Origin of the sequence: Methanoculleus sp. 10, assembly GCF_913757945.1 — an archaeon.
In the GTDB taxonomy this organism is placed as follows: Archaea; Halobacteriota; Methanomicrobia; order Methanomicrobiales; family Methanoculleaceae; genus Methanoculleus.
In genome coordinates this window covers 1-18,143 of record NZ_CAJYDP010000004.1, presented here as the reverse complement: position 1 = coordinate 18,143, position 18,143 = coordinate 1, and the positions used below count along the sequence as shown (strand labels likewise).

Sequence of the window (18,143 nt, the reverse complement as noted above, 5' to 3'; positions counted from 1 at the left end):
CGCCGCGAATAAGAAATTACATAGGGTTCCGTGCGCAAGATCTGGTAATGTACGCAAGACGCATGGACCACCTTCCCCCTTATCTCTTTGCACGCATCGACGAGATGAAAGAGGCGAAACAGCGCCAGGGTGTCGACGTCATCGACCTCGGCGTCGGCGACCCCGACCTCCCGACCCCGCCGCACATCGTGGAGGCGCTCTGCGCCGCGGCGCGCGACCCAAAGAACCACCATTACCCCTCGTACGCCGGGATGCCCGCCTACCGCGAGGCGGTGGCCGACTGGTACCGGAACCGGTTCGGGGTCGACCTGGATCCGAAGAAAGGGGTGCTCGCCCTCATCGGGTCAAAGGAAGGCATTGCGCACATCGCCGAGGCCTTTGTCAACCCGGGAGAGGTCGTCCTTGCCGCCGACCCCGGCTACCCGGTCTACAAAACCTCCACGCTCTTTGCCGAAGGAAAGGTCTACGAGATGCCCATCCGGGCCGAGAACGACTTCCTCCCGGTCCTCGACGAGATCCCCGCCGATGTCGTGAAGCAGGCGCGGCTGATGTTCATCAACTACCCAAACAACCCCACCGCGGCGACGGCGCCGCTCTCGTTTTTTGAGGAGGTCGTCGAGTTCGCGCGGGAGCACAACATCGTCGTCGTCCACGACAACGCCTACTCCGAGATCACCTTCGACGGCTACCGGGCACCCTCGTTCCTCGAGGTCGACGGCGCGATGGAGGTCGGCGTCGAGATGCACTCGCTCTCAAAGACCTACAACATGACCGGGTGGCGGATCGGGATGGCCTGCGGGAACCCCGAGATCATCGCCGGGCTCGGCCGGGTCAAGACAAACGTCGATTCTGGCGCGTTCAACGCCGTCCAGCACGCCGCGATAACGGCGCTCACCGGCCCCCAGGACTGCGTCGGGCAGGCCTGCTCGGTCTACCAGGAGCGCCGGGACGCCCTTGTCGCAGGGCTCTCCGAGATCGGGTTTGATGTCCGGGCGCCGAAGGCCACCTTCTACGTCTGGGTGCCGGTCGACGACTGCATGGCGTTTGCCGCACAACTCCTCGACCAGGCAGGGATCGTCGCGACCCCGGGCGTCGGGTTCGGCAGGAACGGCGAAGGGTTCGTCCGGTTCGCCATCACCCGGTCGATCGAGCGGATCCGTGAAGCGGTCGACCGGATGCGGGGGCTCGACCTGTGATCCTCCCCTCCCACCTCTCGGTCAGGGGCGGGCATCTCCACATCGGCGAGCACGACACGGTGGCCCTCGCGGAGCGGTTCGGCACCCCGCTCTACGTCACCGACGAGGACAGGGTCCGCGAGAACTTCCGGCGCCTCTCGGAGGCGCTCACCGCCCACTACCCGAAGGTCCGCATCCTCTACGCCGCAAAGGCGAACGGCAACCTCGCGATATTCCGGGCGCTCGCGTCCCTCGGCGCCGGAGCCGACGTCTTCTCTGCCGGGGAGCTCACCCTCGCCCTTGCCGCCGGAATGCAGCCCGACACCCTCCTCTTCAACGGGAGCTCGAAAGCGCCCGCCGACCTCGCCCTCGCGGTCGAGAAGGGCGTCCGGGTCTCGGTGGACTCGCTCGACGAGCTCCGGCAGCTCGACCATGCGGCCGGTGCGGCGGGCAAGACTGTCGAGATCGCCTTCCGGGTCAACCCTGCGATCGACGTCCCCACCCACCCAAAGATTGCGACGGGTCTTGCGACGAGCAAGTTCGGCATCCCGGCGAGTGAGATCCTCGACGCCTACCGCCACGCGCTTGCCGCCGAGCACATCAACCCCATCGGCATCCACTGCCACATCGGCTCACAGATCCTTGCCGTGGAGCCCTTCGCCCGCGAGGTCGAGGTGCTGATCGGGGTTGCACGCGACCTCATCGATATCGGGGTCGACCCCTCGTTCATCGATATCGGCGGCGGCCTCGGCATCCCCTACCGGCGGGAGACCGACCGGGCCCCGGCGCCGGAGGAGTACGCGGGAGCGGTCATGCCGGTCTTCCTCAAGGGCATCAAGGAACTCGGGATCGAGCCGGAACTCTGGGTCGAGCCCGGCCGGTGGCTCGTCGCCGACTCGACGGTCCTCCTCTCCCGGGTCAACTCGGTCAAGACCGCTCATAAGACGTTCGCGAACGTCGACGCCGGGTTCAACCTCCTCGTCCGCCCGACGATGTACGACTCCTACCACGAGGTCGTCGCGGCAAACAGGGCGGACGCCCCCGCGGTGCGGGAGTACTCGATCGCGGGGCCGATCTGCGAGACCGGGGATATTCTCGCAAAAGACAGGATGCTCCCCGAACTTCATGCCGGCGACATCATCGCGGTGCTGGACGCCGGGGCCTACGGGTTTGCCATGTCGTCGCAGTACAACAGCCGCCCCCGGTGCGCCGAAGTGCTCCTCTCAGGCGGAAAGGCGGCCCTGATGCGCCGGGCCGAGACGATCGAGGACCTGACTGCCCTGATGGCGACCCCGCCCTGGCAGGCATAGGCGTGAAGTTCCACTACCTCCTGGTCGACGACCTCATAGGGAGAGAGGAGTTCGAGCGCCGGGTTAGTGAGAAGGTGGCGGAGTCCGGCGACCTCCTTGATGAGCGGACGGCGGCGATGCTCGTCGTCAAAGACCTCGACCGGGCGCATGTCCGGATACGCGACCTCGCCGGGGCCTCAAGCCTTGCGTGCTTCTTTGCAAAGGTCCTCTCGGTCGAGGCGCCCCGGGAGTTTGAGCGGCCCGACGGCACAACGGGCATCGTCGCGAGCGTGATGGTCGGTGACGAAACCGGGAGGGCGAGGCTCGCCCTCTGGGACGAGAAGGCCGGCGGCGCCAGCGAGATCGAGGTCGGGGACGTGCTCGAGATCCTCGGCCGGCCGAAAGGCGGGGGGAAGGTCCCCGACGTCACCGCGGTCGCCCTCCAGGAGGCGGCGTGCGAGATCACGTGTAACGAGACCGGCGATTCCGCGCTCCCCGGGCCGGGGGGCGACCTCGAGGTCAGGCTGATCGCCGTCGAGAACCCGCGGGCGTTCACCCGGCGGGACGGGAGCCCGGGGGAGATGGTCGAGGCGGTGGTAGGAAACGAGGACGGCATCTTCCGGCTCGTCGCCTGGAATCCCTCTGTCCTTCTCGGGGTGGAAACGGGGGAGAACGTCGTCATCCGCGGCGCCGCCGCACGGGAGAGCGACCGCGGGATCGAGTACAGCCTCGGTGAGGCGGGGTCTATCTCGCCCTCCTGCCGGGAGATCGAACTCCCGATGGACGCAATCGCGGATGTGGCGGAGGGCGGGTCGTACTCGGTTGCCGGAACGGTGACGGCGGTGCAGCCGTCCCGGTCGTTTGTCACGAAGAGCGGGAGGCAGTCGTCCGTGAGGAACCTGGTCCTTGCCGACCGGACGGGGGAGGTCCCGGTCGTCATCTGGGGCGAGAAGGCGGAGGAGCGCCTGGTTTCCGGCGACCGCCTCGAGGTCTACAACGCGACCGCCCGGCGGGGGCGGTACGGCGATCTCGAACTGCACCTCTCCTGGGGAAGCGCTCTCGTCGTCCTTGCCGAAGAGGAGAAGGAGGTGGAAGTCGTTGGGACGGTCATCGCCACCGGGCAGGGCATCTGCATCGATACCGGCGACGCCTGCTACCTTCTTGCCGACCCGCTGCCGGTCGGGTACGATCTGCGCGTCCGGGGCACCCTGCACCGGGGCGTGATCACCGTCCGGCACGTCGAGGCCGCGATCCCCGATCCGGGAGATCTGCAGCGCCGCCTGGACCGGTTCTCCAGGCGGCCCTGATCCCTGACTTTCACTTTCACCCCGCACGGCAAGCGACCTTAATGTCTCCCGCTCAACACTCTTAGTGTATCACAGCAGAACAACACAAGAGATCAAGTGAGGATTGAGATGTCAGAGATTGATCTTGAAGATTTACCGGGCGTCGGGCCGACCACCGCCGAAAAACTCCGCGAGGCGGGATACGGGACCGTCGAGAGCATTGCAACGGCCACGACATCCGATCTCGCCGAGGCGGCTGAGATCGGTGAGGGGACCGCAAAGAAGGTGATCCTCGCCGCACGGAAGATGGCGGATATCGGCGGGTTCAAGACGGGCCGCGATATCCTGGACAAGAGAAAGGGCGTCAAGAAACTCAGGACCCTGGTCCCCGAGTTCGACGAACTTGTTGGCGGGGGGCTTGAGACGCAGGCGATAACCGAGGTGTACGGGGAGTTCGGGTCCGGGAAGAGCCAGCTCGTCCACCAGATGGCCGTCAACACCCAGCTCCCCGAAGACCTCGGCGGGCTGCACGGGAGCGTCATATACGTCGACACGGAGAACACGTTCCGCCCGGAGCGTATCGAGCAGATGGTCGGCGGACTCCCGGAGGATGTGGACCTCGGCTCGATGGAGGAGATCCTCGAGCGGATCCACGTCGCCCGGGCCCACAGCTCCGACCACCAGATGCTGCTCCTCGAGACCGCACGGGAACTCGCAAACGAACTGCGGACCTCCGACTATCCGGTCAGGCTCTTCGTCATCGATTCGCTGACGTCCCTCTTCCGTTCGGAGTACGCGGGGCGCGGGACCCTCGCCGCCCGGCAGCAGAAACTGAACCGCCATATGCACGACCTCTTGAAGCTGCTCGACGACCACAACGCGGTCGGTCTCGTGACCAACCAGGTGATGTCGAACCCGGCCATCCTCTTTGGCGACCCGACCAAACCGATCGGCGGCAACATCGTCGGGCACACCGCAACCTTCCGGCTCTACCTGCGTAAGAGCAAGGGCGGCAAGAGGGTTGCCCGCCTGGTGGACAGCCCCAACCTCCCCGAGGGCGAGGCGGCGTTCATGGTCGAGCAGGCGGGGCTCAAGTCGTGCTGAAGGCGCTCGTAACGGATGTCGACGGCACCATCACCGACCGGCGGCGACGGATCAACACCGCGGCCATCGAGGCCGTCCGGACGCTCGTCGACGCGGGTGTTCGAGTGGTGCTTGCAAGCGGCAACACCGTCTGTTTCATGGACGGGCTCTGTAAGATGGTCGGGACGGACGGGACCATCATCGGCGAGAACGGCGGCGTCTACCGGAGGGGGTTTTCCGGCCCTCTCCACATCCCCGGCGACCAGAAGATCTGCCTCGAAGCGTTTGAGGTCCTCAACGACCATTTCGCCGGGCGGGGCGTCGGGCTCGAGCTGCTCAGCGCGCAGTACCGGTTCGCCGACGTGGCCTTCGCCCGGAACATCGACCCTGATGAGGCACGAGCGGTCCTCCGCGACCACCATCTCCCTATCCGGGTGCTGGACACGGGGTTTGCCATCCACCTCCAGGCGCCCGGCGTGAACAAGGGGACGGCGATGCGGGAACTCGCTGCGGATATGGGGCTTTCCCCCGGCGAGATGCTGGCTATCGGGGACTCGGAGAACGATATCGAGATGCTCAGGGCTGCCGGGATTGGCGTTGCGGTCCAAAACGCTCCGGGACCGACCCGGGCGGCGGCGGACTGGGTCTCAGAGAGCGCGTACGGGGACGGGTTCGTGGAAGCGGTAAAAAAGTATTATCCCGATCTCTTCAGCAGGTAGCGGTCGACCACGATATAGTCTTTTATATCTTTCACCGCCTCAAACGGCACAAGCATCTTGTCCCCATCCATCCTGTAGCCGTCGGTCTTAAACGTATCGTCCGGCTTGACGATCAGGTCGACGACCTGCCCTGTGGTGAGGTCGACCATGATGTTCTTGATGGTTCCGATGAGCATGCCGTCATTACTCATCACTTTCTTCCTGGCAAGGGTGCGGCAGAAGGTTTTGCTCATAGAGAACGTGGGGTGGTTGTACTATATAAATATTCTAAATCCCTCAAAACTCTTCAAAAACGGCTCCCCTGGATCGTTGCCCCGGGAGGCCGGCGCACCCTCCGCCGCAACGCTTCCCGCGGTCCCGGTCCCCACCCCGCTGCTCTCACGAGGGGTACGGTGCCGCAAACGTTCGTGAAGGCAGGCCGGTATGGCTGTTGCCTGAGTTCCCGCAGGGCGTGAGGCTCGTGCCCCCCCCGCCAATGGCCCCCCCCCGTGGCGATAGCCACCACGGTCCACTGCACGGGGAGCCCGGGGAGGAGCCGGGTCCGCTCACTCCCTCTTCTCCCGGGAAACCACCGCCATACTGGCACGGCTTTCCACCGGGTCGCCATGACTGCCCTCGATATCCCCACGAAGCGCGCGGGGTGGGGGACGGAGAGGAACTTTCACATGAAAATCCCATCGAAATCGAAAACGGAGTCCTGGCTGTCGCGCTTCCAACCGCGACGTACCCGCGGTTATCACCCTTCGGGGATTTTCATCAGTTGAGCCTGTGGCCGAACGCGGCCTCATGAGCGTTTTGGGTGACATTTTGTCCGGGGCGGGGGAGGCCCCCTCCCCGGTCCCCACCCCTCGTGGCGATAGCCACCACGGTCCACTGCACGGGGAGATCCTGGGGAAGAACCAGATACGGTTTTCCACCGGATATCCCCACGCGGGGTGGGGGGACGAAGAGGAGCGCTCCGTGGGGGATGGGACGAAGGCCAGATGTGGTCTGTTCGTTTGGAATCGATGCACTCGTGGACGGGGATAACGAACAGCCTCGCGCGCGTCCGGGTGCTGCTCACGCCGTTGTACGTCGTCGCGCGAGGCTGCAGTCTCGACGGCGGACGGCAACATGAGTGAAGCACTGAAAGCCGCGGAGGGAAGTTGCCAGCATGTATCGCTCAGTCTTCGCGGCAACGTGAGAGGCCCGGAGTGCCCGGCCCGGCACGCGCCAAACATCGCTGAAATAAGAAGACACGGTGCAGCGGGCTGCAAAAAAGAGTCTGGGTTGGTTTACTTCACGGTCTCGGCCGCCATCCGGACATCAGTTGCCTTGACCGTCTTTCTGCCTGCGTGACCCGCGAGCTTGATCGCTTCTTTCGCGATCCTTGACGCGTACTGTTCCATGAGTTTTGCGAGCTCTTCATTGGCATCGGAACTCACTCGTTCCGCGCCGGACTTCTTCACGATTCTGCCAACAGGTGCCAGAGGTATATCTGTCATGATCTCATTTCCCCCTTTTCATTGAGCTCTGCGAAATGTACTCTCAAACAGAGCTCGTTTTACAGAAGCACCATAGGTATTCTCATATAAATACTTATCCCCCTCCAGAGGGGTTGAAGCGCCAAATTCAGAACGGGGAGGGTATCAAAGTGAGGGAAAGACCCGAATAATATCGGTCTGGGTAACGATACCGACGGGCTTGCCGCCCTCGACTACAATCAATCTCCCTATCTCCCGTTCCTTAAACCGGCCCACGAGTTCGTAGAGCCGGATCGACGACGGCGCCTCCACGACATCGGTGGTCATGACCCCCGCAACGGGCGCATCCAGCGTCTGGCCCTGGTCCAGGGCGCGGGCGACATCGCTCAGCGTCACGATGCCCGCAAGGTCGCCGCCCTCCATCACCGGCGCCCCGTGGATATGGTGCGTGTTAAAGAGATGGACTGCGTCGCGGAGGGTGGCGGACCGCGGCAGGGTCAGGAGCGGGGTGCTCATGTAGTGCTTGATCGGCTGCTTCGGGAGCGATATCATCTCCGATATGCTGATCAAGAGGGCCTGCTGGTTCTCGTCCATCCCGAAGACCTCCCCGCGGATGAGGAGTTTGTTCACCGGCGTGGGCCCGATCGAGACCATGTCACCTACCTTGAAGAGTTTCACGCTCCCGATGATCTTGATCATTGCGTGGCAGAGGTCCGGGTGGCAGAGCGTGGTGAACCCAACCTCCGCAACCCGGACGCCCTTCACCTTCTCGCCGTCGCGGAGGATCTGCACCTCGGACTGGTGCTCGAGATCGGCAAGGTTGAGCTCCTTGTATGCCCGTGCGGTCGGGCTGTAACCGCCCTTGGGGCCCGGCACGCCGTCCACAAGCCCGAGAGCTTTTAACGCCTGCATCTGGTTGCGGACGGTGCCGGGGTTGCGCTTCAGCACATCCGCGATCTCCTCACCTTTTATAGAGTGAGACGACTGATGATACAGGGTAATCAGGGTAATCAGGATATCCTTCTGAATCGGGGAGAGATCCATAATTATCAGTCATAATACGTTGTTTAAATAGATTAGGTTGTGCGTGCAGTGGAGTTTGAAACCATCCCGACTGTCCCGACTGCGGACGAAGTGCTCGACCGCAGCCTTCGCCGGGCGGCAGCCAAGAAGAAACAGAAGATCAACATCGACCGGGCAAACGAGGAGTTCGTGCGAGCGGTCGCGAGCGCCATCCACGACAAACTCAAGAGCGTGGTCGCATCGTTCCCGAGCTTCGAGCGCCTCCCGCCCTTTTACCAGGAGGTGGCCGACATCCTCGTCTCGGTCGACCGGCTGAAGAAGTCCCTCGGCGCCGTCACCTGGGCGGCCGACCAGGTCCGGACCATCGGTTCGGGCTACGCCCGGAGCATGCGGTCCGCAGAGGAGACCGACCGGGCCCGGCGGCAGGCCGTCGCCCGCATCGCCTCCGTCGTCCACCAGGTGGAAGACGACCTCCTCTTCCTCAACGAGGCGAGAAACATCCTCCGGAAACTCCCGCACGTGAACGAGGACGAGTTCACCGTGGTCGTGGCGGGATACCCCAACGTCGGCAAATCGTCGTTCATCAGGCTCGTCTCCACGGCGGAGCCCGAGATCGCCGCCTATCCGTTCACCACCAAAGGGGTCATCGTCGGCCACCGCGATGCCGGGCGGCGCGAACGGATCCAGTTCATCGATACGCCCGGGGTCCTCGAGCGCCCTGCCGACGAGAGGAACCCTATCGAGCGGCAGGCGGTGAGCGCCATCATCAACACGGCCGACGTCGTGCTCTTCATCCTGGACGCAAGCGAGCACTGCGGCTACACGCTCGACGACCAAGTCCGGCTCCTCGCAGAGGTACGCCGGCTCGTCGACGTCCCGGTGGTGGCGGTCGCAAACAAGGCGGATATCCGGGGGATCGAGGGTTACCCTGCGATGTCCACGCTCACCGGCGAGGGCGTGGAGGCGGCGCTCGATCTCCTCCTCAGATACAGAAAGGACACCACCCAAACGAACCTGCGAGAGCCGCCCCAACCAGAAACCCAAGGATAGCGCCGCCGTTTAAGGGCGGGAGGCCCGCCTGGGGGTTGCCCCGGTTGACGAAGTGGAGGAGGACGGCGAGGCCGGCGAGCGAGCCCGCCATCGCGCCGAGCGTCGGGGCGGAGAGGATCCAGAGGACGGCGGGCGCATCCACGAAGACGTGCGACGACGCAACGAGGATGGTGGGCATGATGAGGTCGCCCATGCCCATGACGAACGCGCCGCGCTCTTCGCCCTCCGCGATGTTGAGCCCTTCTTTTCGGAACGAGTAGTCCGCCCGTTTCGGGACCACGACCATGATCGGGGCTTTCGTCTCGAGGACGCCTTCCGCGAGCGTGATCATGTGTTTGGTCCGGTAGACCGATATGGCGTCATAGACGGCGAGCAGCACGAGCAGCACGAGGACCGGGAGGACGGCAAGGGAGACCCCGAAGATCGACGCGACCCCCGCGGATATCAGGATGCCGAGGATATCGATGACGTACCACTCCGGGTAGAGGTAGAGGAGCGCCGTCGCCGCCGCGGCAGCGATGAGCGTCCCGGCGACGGCGGCGTCGGTGGCCCCGAGCGCGAGGAGCGAGAGCGCCGAGAAGATGTAGAGGAACGTCATGAATATGGCAAATCCGATGAAGAGGGCGATGAAGCGCCGTCCCCCGAACCGGATCAGGAGGAGCAGGATCAGCGTGAAGACGAGCAGCATCCCTATGAATATCAGGGGATTTGCAACCGACTCAGGATCTTCGAACGCCACAAGCCCCGCCGCCTGCATGGGGAGCACGAGGATGACGGCAATCACCTGGACGGAGAGGAGCATAAGGGGCATTCCAAGGAGGGGCAGCCAGTCGCGTATCTGCATCATACATCTCCAATCATTTTAGGTAGGTTAATTAATGCATCCTCATCACTTTAAAATATGGAGATTCGCGAACTCATCGGCGACATCGTTCTCACCATCGTGATGGTGGTCTCCACCGTCGTGCTGGTGATGCGGTTCTGGCAGGACCTGGTCATAGCGGTTGCTGCAACGCTCATGATGCTCTCTCTCGGCGGGCTGCTCATCTCTCTTGGCATGAAGATCGTGAGCCTCGAGCGGAGTATCGCACAGCGGGAGCGCACCATGCGCGTGAACATCGAGGAGATGGGAAAGACGATGAGCGCCAAGTACGACAACACGGTCAGCCACATCGAGGAGATCGTCGACGGGCTCTCCCGCCGGATGTACCGCTGAACCGGACCGCCATCTTAATAGCGTCTCCCCCTCTCATGAGTAGATAGCATGGGCGTTGCTATTCGCGACATTCTCGCAGACTGCAAAGAGCCGCTGACGTGGAACGACCTCTCCGGCATCGCCGCCGTGGACGCCCACAACGCGCTCTACCAGTTTCTCTCCATCATCCGGCAGCCTGACGGCACCCCGCTGATGAACGGTGAGGGCCGGGTCACCTCGCACCTCTCCGGCATCCTCTTCCGGACGGTCAACTTCCTGGAGAAAGGCATCAGGCCGGTCTTCGTCTTCGATGGAAGACCGCCGGAGTTCAAGCAGGAGACGATAGAGGTGCGGCGGGAGATCCGCACCAGGGCCGACGAGGCATGGAAGGCCGCGCTCCGGGAAGGGGATATGGAGGAAGCGTACAAACAGGCGAGCGCGTCCTCCCGGATCGACAGCCATATCCTTGAATCGTCCCGCGAACTCCTCGACCTGCTCGGGATCCCCCGGGTGCAGGCGCCGAGCGAAGGCGAAGCGCAGGCTGCCCACATGGTGCGGAGGGCGAGCGTCGCCTACGCGGTCTCGCAGGACTACGACTCGCTCCTCTTCGGTTCCCCAATCCTGGTGCGGAACCTCACGGTCAGCGGGAGGCGGAAGTCCCGGGGACGAACGATCACGGTGAACCCTGAGAGGATCGTCCTCGCCTCCCTCCTCGACCGTCTCGGTGTCACCCGCGAGCAGCTCGTCGAGATCGGTATCCTTGTGGGCACGGACTTCAACCCGGGCGTCCGGGGCGTCGGGGGCAAAACAGCCCTGAAGATCGTGAAGAACGGCGAGTTTGAGTCTGTCATCGCCGATAAGCAGCCCGATTTTGACCCTGCTCCGGTCCGCGAGTTCTTCCTCGATCCGCCGGTCACCGACGACTACACCCTCGAGTGGAGGCCGCCGGACGTGGAAGGGGTCGTCTCCATGCTCTGCGGGCGTTACGACTTCTCCGAAGACCGGGTCAGGAGCGCTCTTGCCCGGGCCCCGGTGAAGGGAACGCAGAAGACGCTCGACGCCTGGTTCTGACGCGCCGCCGGAGAGGTCGTTTCCCGGTAAAATCCCGGGCGCCAGGCATCATTCGGGGTGAGGGCCCCGGAAAAGCCTCGGTTTCCGTGTTTGTCAACGACGCAATAGATATATGGTAGCGGAGCGCAGTATGCCATTGGAAAACCAGTACCAGGATTCTGGTGTGAGATGCAGGGTACGGGAACCAGCAACCGCGTCAGCGAGGTGTCCCGGCGATCCCCGGACACTCCTGACCCTTCCCCACACCGTTCTCCCGGCGGTGCCGACCTGTCCCGTTGGACACCGCCGTTACTTCCGTACCTCTCTCACCACTTGCGCTGCCAGACCCGGTGCGCTCAGGATAGGGCCACCGCAGGGATCGCTTTATGAACACCTGGACTCTAGCAGGAGACTGTATCAGAAGGTGATTGATATGAAAGAGCTCTACGAGAAGATGATAAACGAGGCCATGGCCGCCCAGCGAGCGGACGTGGATACCGTGAAGGCGAAACGCGGCCAGAAATTCGTCATAGCAGACGCAAAACCCTATGTCGATGTGGCCCGGAAGATGACGGCGATCGGCGACCAGAGCCAGGCGGTCATCGACCTCCACAAAAACTCGGTGATATCGCACCACGAGATCTTGAAGGGCCTCACAAAGACCGTCCGCCCCGAAGACGACCCCTTCGTCGAGCACTACCAGACGCCGGTTGTGCTTGAGATCCTCAAAAACCAGGATGAGGCGTTCGCAAAAAGTGTCGATGCCTTCGTTCAGGCAATCGCTGATGCAGAAGCACGAATTGGCCTTGAGGCGGTGCGGCATTACGGCGGGTTCTACGGGCCCACCTGCGTCGTCGACTTTGCGCTGATGCCGGGGAGCACGAGCAACGTGGTGAACCGCGTGCTGACGAAGACCGATATTCCGGTCGAGCACAAGCGGGCCATCCTCGCTGCCAAATCGTGGGGTATGAACACCTCCTACGGCTTCGGCGACGCCTTCGCCCACGCCCTTGAGGCAGGGGCCACCCCCGCCGAGGCGACGGCAAAAGAGATCGCGACGATGCAGAAGATCTACCGCGAACCGGTCGAGGCCCAGGCGGAACTGATGGACGAGGCCGGGATGACGTCATTTGATGCCCGGAAGTACATGAGCGAGTACGGGCGGCGGATGGAGGCGACCGTCAAGGCGGCCATCGATGACGGCGTCCACTACGGCAACATCCTGACCGTACCGGCCTACAGCGTCGGCGACGTCTCGCACCACATTGCGCAGTCGACCTTCAACATGTGCAAGGACGACGTCATCATGGCGGTGATCGAGGCGGTCACTGACGTGATGGAGTCCACGCTCCGAAAGTCGCTCGACTCGTACAAGAGTTACTGGGACGTCCTCTCGCTTGCGACCGGCGCTTCTGCGGCCGCGACCGAGTACATCCTCGAACTCGACGGATTCAACGCTCCCATGATCGTCGACCTGCTCACAAAGAGGTTCCACAATTACGTCCAGGTCTACCCGGCCAGGGGAGCGGCGGCAGAACTCCACAACTGCGACTTCATGGACACGATCTACCGCGGATGGAAGATCCTCGATAAGGCAGAGCGGGGCCGGAACGGGTCCGGTGAGGAACTGGTCCCCATGGTCGGCAAGTACCCGATCGACCTCTCGCCCATCCATGCAAACGAGGTGCTGATGAACCCGCAGTGGTATGCCTATGCGGCCTGCGCCATATCGGTCCGGTTCTCCGCCCTGATGCGGCTTGCCGACTACCCGTGCCTCCTCACAAGCGAGCCCGTGACCGCGACGATGATGACGAATATCATCGCCCTCGAGAAGGAGACGGCGGCAGCTCCGGTGCGGGCCTGCAAGAACTGTGCAGCGGCCTGCCTGGTCGACCTGCGGCACCCGTACTGCCAGTGGAAAGAGGCGGTCTGAAGGGAGGGGAGCCGGCATGAAGTGCTACTACTGCGCCCTTGAGGGGGGAGAGAGCGAGGCGGTGGCGATCTGCATCGTCTGCGGTATGGGGCTCTGCATGGAACACGCCATCAGAAAGGATGTCGACGTCTGGGAAGGCGGCTACCCGTTCCCGAGCAGGCGCGTGAAGGCGCCGCTGCCGCGGATCCTCTGCCCCGAGTGCTACGCGGCCCTGTACGGGAAGTGAGGCACTCCCCCGGACCATTTTAACAGAATCCTTATTCCGAAAAGGTGATGAGGAAATCAGGTGAAACCATGACTGTATCTCTTGGAAAGCGGTTCGTCGCCGAGGCCGTCGGGACGTTCATCCTGGTCTTCTTCGGGGCGGGTGCCGCGGCCGTCACGCTGATGCTCGCCGCGGGGACCACCCCGGCGACACCGTTCAACATCGGGATCGGGGCACTCGGGGGCCTTGGCGACTGGCTCGCTATAGGGCTCGCCTTCGGCATCGCGATTGCCGGGTCCATCTACGCCCTCGGAAGGGTATCGGGCTGCCACATCAACCCGGCGGTGACGATAGCCCTCTTTGCGACCGGGCGGTTCCCGGGCCGCGACGTGGGCCCGTACATCGTTGCGCAGCTCCTCGGTGCGGCGGCCGCAAGCCTCCTCTTTGCCTGGGCTGTCGGCCCGGACGCCGTCGCGATCGGGGGCCTCGGGGCAACGGCGCCCTTCCACGGTATCGGCTACGTGCAGGCGATCGTCATCGAGGCCGTCGGGACGTTCCTCCTCATGCTCGTCATCATGGGCGCCGCCGTCGACGAACGGGCCACGCCGGGCTTTGCCGGCCTCGCGGTCGGTCTCGCGGTCGCCGGGATCATCACGACGACCGGGAACCTGACCGGCGCGTCGCTGAATCCCGCGCGTACGTTCGGGCCGTACCTCGGGGATTGGCTGCTCGCGGGACAGAACCTCTGGGAGTTCTTCCCGATCTACATCATCGGGCCAATCGTCGGCGCGGTCCTCGCGGCGTTCCTCTACGACTACCTCACCGGCGATTAAGCCGGTCCCGCTCCTTTTTTCACCGGAAACCGCTCCGGGTCGGTCTCGACGTCGACGACGACGGGTTTGTTCATCTTCAGGGCCTCTTCGACCGCACGGGGGAGATCCTGCGGCTGGGTCACGCGGATCCCGGCGCCTCCCGAGGCCCGGGCAAACGCCGCGAAGTCGGGGTTCGTGAGGTCGACCCCATAGGGCGGGTAGCCCGCCTCCCGCTGCTCCTCCCGGATCATGGCAAGCTCGTGGTTGTTGAGGACCACCACGACGATGGGAAGATCGTACTTGACCGCCGTGGCGAAGTCGGCCATGACCATCGCAAAGCCGCCGTCCCCGGTGATGCAGGCGACGGTCGCATCAGGGTAGGCGAGTTTTGCCGCAATCGCCCCCGGGAGCCCGAACCCCATCGTCCCGAGGTAGCCGGACATCGCGAACCGCTGCCGTTTCATCCGGAAGTTCCGCCCGAACCACCACTGGTTGTCCCCGACGTCGAGGGAGATGACCGCATCCTCCGGCAGGAGGTCGGAGAGGACCTTCATGATGTAGGGCGGGCGGACCGGCACGGCCTCCGGGTCGGCCTCCCGGTCCAGCCGGTCGAACCACTCCCGTTTCTTGTCCGCGAGCCACCGCCTCTCGCCCCGGTCCTCCCGCGCCTGGACCTGCCCGGCGATCCGGGGGAGAGCAATGGCGCAGTCACCAAAGACTCCTGCCGCGAGCGGGTGTTTTCCGAGCTGGAGCGGGTCGATGTCGATCTGGACGGCCCGCTTACCCTGCGGTATCCCGGTGAGGTCGGAGAAACTCGCGCCGCAGGCGATCACGAGGTCAGACTTCAGGACAAGCGTCAGGGCGTGGGGCGTCCCGAGCTCGCCATGCACCCCGGCGACCCACTCGTTGTCGTCGGGGAGGATACCCTTTGCGCGGAAGGTGGTGACGATCGGCGCCTGGATCTTCGTTGCGAGGTCGAGGACCGCCCCGGCCGCATGCATGGCTCCGAACCCGGCGAGGATGACCGGGCGGGAGGCAGCATCGATCACTTCTGCCGCCGCCCGGACGGCCTCGTCGGTCGGCGCGGCGCTGACCGACGGAAGGCAGGTCTCGCGCTCGCAGTAGGCGGACTCGAGCGGTGCGGCCTGGATGTCGTTCGGGAGCGAGAGCTGGGCGACGCCGCGGGCGACGATGGCGTAGCGCAGCGCCCGGGTGAGGAGTTTGACCGCCGTCACCGGGTCGGCGACGGTGTTGTTGAAGACCGTGATGGGCCGGAAGAATGCGTCCTGGTCGATCTCCTGGATGCCGCCGGGACCGGCGTACTGCGTCTTCACCTGCCCGTTGAGCGAGAGCACGCTTGCCCGGTCCTCCTTTGCGTCGTAGAGCCCGGTGGCGAGGTTCGTCGCTCCCGGCCCGGCGATGGTCAGGCAGACCGCTATCCTCCCTGTGAACTTGTTGTAGGCGGACGCGGCCATCGCCGCGGTCTGCTCGTGCCGGACGACGATGTACCGGGCGTTCTGGTTCTTCCGGACCGCGTCCACGAGGGGGAGCGACGATGCGCCGGGGATGCCGAAGAAGAGGTCGATCCCCCATGCCGCGAGTTCCGCGACCAGGACGTCGGCCACGGTCGTTTCCGGCCCTTCAGAGGTTGTCTTCTTCATTCCTCTCCACCTCTTCCTCTTCATCGACCCGCACAAACGCTTCCTTCCCGACCCTGCAGCCGGGGCATCGCCATCCGGCGGGGAGGTCTTCAAATCGCGTTCCCGGAGGTATGCCGGCGGCGGGGTCCCCCGCCTCCTCGTTGTACTCGTAATCACAGACACTGCACGCCCATCGCGCCATACTGTTCACGTCCCGGAGGTGACACTCCGGGCCGTACCCGATCTTCACGTATAAAAATGCCTCGCCACCCCCGGTGATGGGGCCGGGCCACGGTCGGGCGACGCCGTCAGGAGGGCCCGGGTTCCGGCGCCGCGGGCGGATGGGGTTTTTCGTCACCGGCCGTGGCTCCCCGGCCGCCCCCATTACCCTCTATCGTGCTCTTCGCGAGCGCCGAGAGGCCGAGGGTGGTCCCGAGGTTCATCGTGTCGAGGACCGATGCCGGGACGAGGACGAGCGTCGCCTTCTCTTTGAGGCCTTCATAGAGCATATTCATCGCGCGGAGGTGGAGGGCGGTCGGGTTGTCCTGGTAGGTCTTCGCCGCCTCCTCGAACTTCTTTGCGACCTGCAGTTCGGAGTCGCCGAGGATCACCCGCGCCTGCCGCTCCCGCTCCGCCTGGGCCTGCATGGACATCGCGTCCTGCAGTTCGCGGGGGATCAGGATATCCCGGATCTCGACGGAACTGACATGGATCCCCCACTGTTCGGTTCGGACGTCGATGATCCGCTGGAGCTCCGCATCAAGCCTCTCCCGCCCCTCGAGCATATCCGCGAGGTTGGACTTCCCGATGACCTCCCGGAGCGCCGTCTGCGCCGCCCAGCTGATGGCGGAACGGTAGTCCTCAACCTCCAGCGCCGCTTTCTCCGGGTTCCTTACTCGCCAGAAGAGGACCGCCTCGACGTCGACGGGGACCGTATCCCGGGTGAGGGTTTTTTCCGCCCTAAACGACGTCGTGATCGTCCGGAGATCGATCCAGTAGGCCACCGTGTCGACGAGCGGAACGATGGCAAAGACGCCCGGGCCGCGGAGGCCCGAGAACCGGCCCAGGCGGAGCACGACGGCTTTCTCCCACTGGTCGGCGATCTGCATCGCGGCGGCGGCGAGCACCCCTGCGAGGACGACGACAGCGGCGACTCCTATGAAGAGCGAGAGGCCGGGTGTCGTGAAGGCGGCGTACGCGATCAGCGCTCCGGGGAGCGCTATCAGGAAGGCAATAGCATATCGAAGCGGGTTCTGCCTGCTCATAGGTTTCTGCCCGCGGTATGCTGTACATCCAAAGTATATAATAATGGTTATATAATAATCTTTGAACCCTCACCTGCCGCCGTGCGGCGGGAGCAGCCATGGAGATCCGAGAGACGCACCTGTTCAACCTGACGCCAGGCGAGGCCGCCCGCCTCCAGGAGGCGCTCCGGGCCAGGGTCCGCCTCTCCGGCGATATGGGGGAGGTTTCCCTCCTGGCCGGCGCCGACGCCTCCTACACGAAGGGCTCCGACGAGATCTACGCGGTTGCGGTCGCCCTCCGCTACCCCGACCTCACCGTCGTCGAACGGGTTTCTGCCTCCGCGAAGACGTCGTTTCCCTATATCCCTGGCCTCCTGACCTTCCGGGAAGGCCCCGCCCTCCTTGAGGCGTTCCGGAGGCTGCGGTCGGAACCTGACGTCATATTCTTTGACGGGCAGGGGATCGCCCACCCGAGGGGGCTCGGGATCGCAAGCCATATGGGCGTCCTCCTCGACCGGCCCGCGGTCGGGGTCGCAAAGAGCCTCCTTGTCGGCACGGCGGCGGAACCCGGGGCCGGCAGGGGGTCGGCGAGCCCCATACGCCACCACGGCGAGACGATCGGGATGGCGGTGCGGACAAAAGAGAGGACGAAACCGGTCTACGTCTCCGTGGGCCACCGGATCGCTCTTTCGCAGGCAGTCGACCTCGTCCTCGCGACCGCCCGGGGATACCGGCTCCCGGAGCCGACCCGGCAGGCTCACCTCTTTGCAAACGCCGCAAGGAGGGCGGGGAGCGGGGAGGACCGGCAGACCGACCTCCTCCCCCCGGATGCCCCGGGGGAGGAGTAGCACGTCGACTCCGGCGTCCATCCCCGGCGGGGTGCCGGGCCGGGAAACTCCATCCTACCCAGAGCGATACCCAGAACCTCTTCTCTCCGTCCCCCCACCCCGCCCGGGCTTCACAGAGGTGGAATACC

General features: G+C 64.4%; 19 protein-coding genes. 12 read left to right on the top strand and 7 right to left on the bottom strand.

Annotated features, from left to right (window positions below):
* Positions 1 to 47: 47 nt before the first annotated feature.
* The 5 genes from QZ408_RS05345 (at position 48) to QZ408_RS05325 (ending at position 5,552) form a co-directional block, all read left to right on the top strand.
* Positions 48 to 1,196 carry an LL-diaminopimelate aminotransferase gene (locus tag QZ408_RS05345; RefSeq protein ID WP_292490185.1) on the top strand — a complete coding sequence of 383 codons (1,149 nt, stop codon included), beginning with the start codon at positions 48 to 50 and terminating at the stop codon, positions 1,194 to 1,196.
* Positions 1,193 to 2,485: a diaminopimelate decarboxylase gene (gene lysA, locus QZ408_RS05340; RefSeq protein WP_292490184.1), complete on the top strand. Its 1,293-nt coding sequence runs from the start codon at positions 1,193 to 1,195 to the stop codon at positions 2,483 to 2,485. Before QZ408_RS05345 ends, lysA begins: the two co-directional genes overlap by 4 nt.
* A gap of 2 nt (positions 2,486 to 2,487) precedes the next feature.
* Entirely contained in the window at positions 2,488 to 3,771 is a 1,284-nt protein-coding gene (locus QZ408_RS05335) for an OB-fold nucleic acid binding domain-containing protein (protein WP_292490183.1), read from the top strand.
* A 108-nt stretch (positions 3,772 to 3,879) separates the two neighbouring features.
* Positions 3,880 to 4,854, top strand: a complete 975-nt coding sequence (gene radA, locus QZ408_RS05330; RefSeq protein ID WP_292490182.1) for a DNA repair and recombination protein RadA — start codon at positions 3,880 to 3,882, stop codon at positions 4,852 to 4,854.
* Positions 4,848 to 5,552 (top strand): phosphoglycolate phosphatase, encoded by a 705-nt coding sequence (locus QZ408_RS05325; protein WP_292490181.1) that lies wholly within the window; start codon positions 4,848 to 4,850, stop codon positions 5,550 to 5,552. Before radA ends, QZ408_RS05325 begins: the two co-directional genes overlap by 7 nt.
* Here QZ408_RS05325 and QZ408_RS05320 read toward each other — a convergent pair.
* The 3 genes from QZ408_RS05320 to QZ408_RS05310 form a co-directional block, all read right to left on the bottom strand.
* The gene (locus QZ408_RS05320) at positions 5,528 to 5,785 is read right to left on the bottom strand and encodes a PRC-barrel domain-containing protein (RefSeq protein ID WP_292490180.1); all 258 of its coding nucleotides are present in this window, start codon (positions 5,783 to 5,785) and stop codon (positions 5,528 to 5,530) included. The genes QZ408_RS05325 and QZ408_RS05320 overlap by 25 nt on opposite strands.
* Before the next feature lie 1,041 nt (positions 5,786 to 6,826).
* Complete coding sequence (locus QZ408_RS05315; RefSeq protein WP_011844756.1) at positions 6,827 to 7,036, bottom strand: histone family protein; 210 nt, start codon at positions 7,034 to 7,036, stop codon at positions 6,827 to 6,829.
* 144 nt (positions 7,037 to 7,180) lie between these two features.
* On the bottom strand, positions 7,181 to 8,059 hold the full coding sequence (locus QZ408_RS05310; protein ID WP_292490178.1) for a CBS domain-containing protein: 879 nt from the start codon (positions 8,057 to 8,059) through the stop codon (positions 7,181 to 7,183).
* A gap of 48 nt (positions 8,060 to 8,107) precedes the next feature.
* Here QZ408_RS05310 and QZ408_RS05305 point away from each other — a divergent pair, with 48 nt between their 5' ends.
* A complete protein-coding gene (locus tag QZ408_RS05305) occupies positions 8,108 to 9,088 on the top strand; it encodes a GTPase (protein ID WP_292490177.1) in 981 nt (326 codons plus the stop codon).
* On the opposite strand, the gene QZ408_RS05300 is transcribed toward QZ408_RS05305, so the two are convergent.
* Positions 9,021 to 9,932, bottom strand: coding sequence for a presenilin family intramembrane aspartyl protease PSH (locus tag QZ408_RS05300; RefSeq protein WP_292490486.1), 912 nt, complete (start codon positions 9,930 to 9,932; stop codon positions 9,021 to 9,023). The genes QZ408_RS05305 and QZ408_RS05300 overlap by 68 nt on opposite strands.
* 57 nt (positions 9,933 to 9,989) lie before the next feature.
* Between QZ408_RS05300 and QZ408_RS05295 the strand changes: the two genes are divergently transcribed.
* The 5 genes from QZ408_RS05295 to QZ408_RS05275 all read left to right on the top strand — a co-directional run bounded on the left by QZ408_RS05295 (position 9,990) and on the right by QZ408_RS05275 (position 14,304).
* The gene (locus QZ408_RS05295; protein ID WP_292490176.1) at positions 9,990 to 10,304 is read left to right on the top strand and encodes a hypothetical protein; all 315 of its coding nucleotides are present in this window, start codon (positions 9,990 to 9,992) and stop codon (positions 10,302 to 10,304) included.
* A 48-nt stretch (positions 10,305 to 10,352) separates the two neighbouring features.
* A complete protein-coding gene (gene fen, locus QZ408_RS05290) occupies positions 10,353 to 11,354 on the top strand; it encodes a flap endonuclease-1 (RefSeq protein WP_292490175.1) in 1,002 nt (333 codons plus the stop codon).
* Between the two features lie 412 nt (positions 11,355 to 11,766).
* Positions 11,767 to 13,266, top strand: coding sequence for a DUF2193 domain-containing protein (locus QZ408_RS05285; protein WP_292490174.1), 1,500 nt, complete (start codon positions 11,767 to 11,769; stop codon positions 13,264 to 13,266).
* Between the two features lie 16 nt (positions 13,267 to 13,282).
* Positions 13,283 to 13,492, top strand: coding sequence for a DUF2180 family protein (locus QZ408_RS05280; protein ID WP_292490173.1), 210 nt, complete (start codon positions 13,283 to 13,285; stop codon positions 13,490 to 13,492).
* Positions 13,493 to 13,560: 68 nt separating this feature from the next.
* The gene (locus QZ408_RS05275) at positions 13,561 to 14,304 is read left to right on the top strand and encodes an MIP/aquaporin family protein (protein WP_292490172.1); all 744 of its coding nucleotides are present in this window, start codon (positions 13,561 to 13,563) and stop codon (positions 14,302 to 14,304) included.
* On the opposite strand, the gene QZ408_RS05270 is transcribed toward QZ408_RS05275, so the two are convergent.
* Genes QZ408_RS05270 through QZ408_RS05260 form a run of 3 tightly spaced genes read right to left on the bottom strand, consistent with a single transcriptional unit; the run spans position 14,301 to position 17,188 of the window.
* Positions 14,301 to 15,944, bottom strand: coding sequence for a thiamine pyrophosphate-dependent enzyme (locus tag QZ408_RS05270; protein ID WP_292490171.1), 1,644 nt, complete (start codon positions 15,942 to 15,944; stop codon positions 14,301 to 14,303). The two genes, QZ408_RS05275 and QZ408_RS05270, sit on opposite strands and share 4 nt — an antisense overlap.
* The gene (locus QZ408_RS05265; protein ID WP_292490170.1) at positions 15,925 to 16,173 is read right to left on the bottom strand and encodes a rubredoxin; all 249 of its coding nucleotides are present in this window, start codon (positions 16,171 to 16,173) and stop codon (positions 15,925 to 15,927) included. The genes QZ408_RS05270 and QZ408_RS05265 overlap by 20 nt, the downstream gene beginning before the upstream one ends.
* A 58-nt stretch (positions 16,174 to 16,231) precedes the next feature.
* On the bottom strand, positions 16,232 to 17,188 hold the full coding sequence (locus tag QZ408_RS05260; protein WP_292490168.1) for a slipin family protein: 957 nt from the start codon (positions 17,186 to 17,188) through the stop codon (positions 16,232 to 16,234).
* 98 nt (positions 17,189 to 17,286) lie between these two features.
* On the opposite strand from QZ408_RS05260, the gene nfi reads away from it, so the two are divergent.
* Complete coding sequence (nfi, locus tag QZ408_RS05255) at positions 17,287 to 18,015, top strand: deoxyribonuclease V (protein ID WP_292490167.1); 729 nt, start codon at positions 17,287 to 17,289, stop codon at positions 18,013 to 18,015.
* Positions 18,016 to 18,143: the final 128 nt, after the last annotated feature.

Excerpts from the sequence above, each read along its gene's own strand:
- QZ408_RS05345 (WP_292490185.1), top strand. The coding sequence starts at position 48 with ATGTACGCAAGACGCATGGACCACCTTCCCCCTTATCTCTTTGCACGC.
- radA (WP_292490182.1), top strand. The coding sequence starts at position 3,880 with ATGTCAGAGATTGATCTTGAAGATTTACCGGGCGTCGGGCCGACCACC.
- QZ408_RS05320 (WP_292490180.1), bottom strand. The coding sequence starts at position 5,785 with ATGAGCAAAACCTTCTGCCGCACCCTTGCCAGGAAGAAAGTGATGAGT.
- QZ408_RS05315 (WP_011844756.1), bottom strand. The coding sequence starts at position 7,036 with ATGACAGATATACCTCTGGCACCTGTTGGCAGAATCGTGAAGAAGTCC.
- QZ408_RS05310 (WP_292490178.1), bottom strand. The coding sequence starts at position 8,059 with ATGGATCTCTCCCCGATTCAGAAGGATATCCTGATTACCCTGATTACC.
- QZ408_RS05300 (WP_292490486.1), bottom strand. The coding sequence starts at position 9,932 with ATGCAGATACGCGACTGGCTGCCCCTCCTTGGAATGCCCCTTATGCTC.
- QZ408_RS05295 (WP_292490176.1), top strand. The coding sequence starts at position 9,990 with ATGGAGATTCGCGAACTCATCGGCGACATCGTTCTCACCATCGTGATG.
- fen (WP_292490175.1), top strand. The coding sequence starts at position 10,353 with ATGGGCGTTGCTATTCGCGACATTCTCGCAGACTGCAAAGAGCCGCTG.
- QZ408_RS05285 (WP_292490174.1), top strand. The coding sequence starts at position 11,767 with ATGAAAGAGCTCTACGAGAAGATGATAAACGAGGCCATGGCCGCCCAG.
- QZ408_RS05280 (WP_292490173.1), top strand. The coding sequence starts at position 13,283 with ATGAAGTGCTACTACTGCGCCCTTGAGGGGGGAGAGAGCGAGGCGGTG.
- QZ408_RS05275 (WP_292490172.1), top strand. The coding sequence starts at position 13,561 with ATGACTGTATCTCTTGGAAAGCGGTTCGTCGCCGAGGCCGTCGGGACG.
- QZ408_RS05270 (WP_292490171.1), bottom strand. The coding sequence starts at position 15,944 with ATGAAGAAGACAACCTCTGAAGGGCCGGAAACGACCGTGGCCGACGTC.
- QZ408_RS05260 (WP_292490168.1), bottom strand. The coding sequence starts at position 17,188 with ATGAGCAGGCAGAACCCGCTTCGATATGCTATTGCCTTCCTGATAGCG.
- nfi (WP_292490167.1), top strand. The coding sequence starts at position 17,287 with ATGGAGATCCGAGAGACGCACCTGTTCAACCTGACGCCAGGCGAGGCC.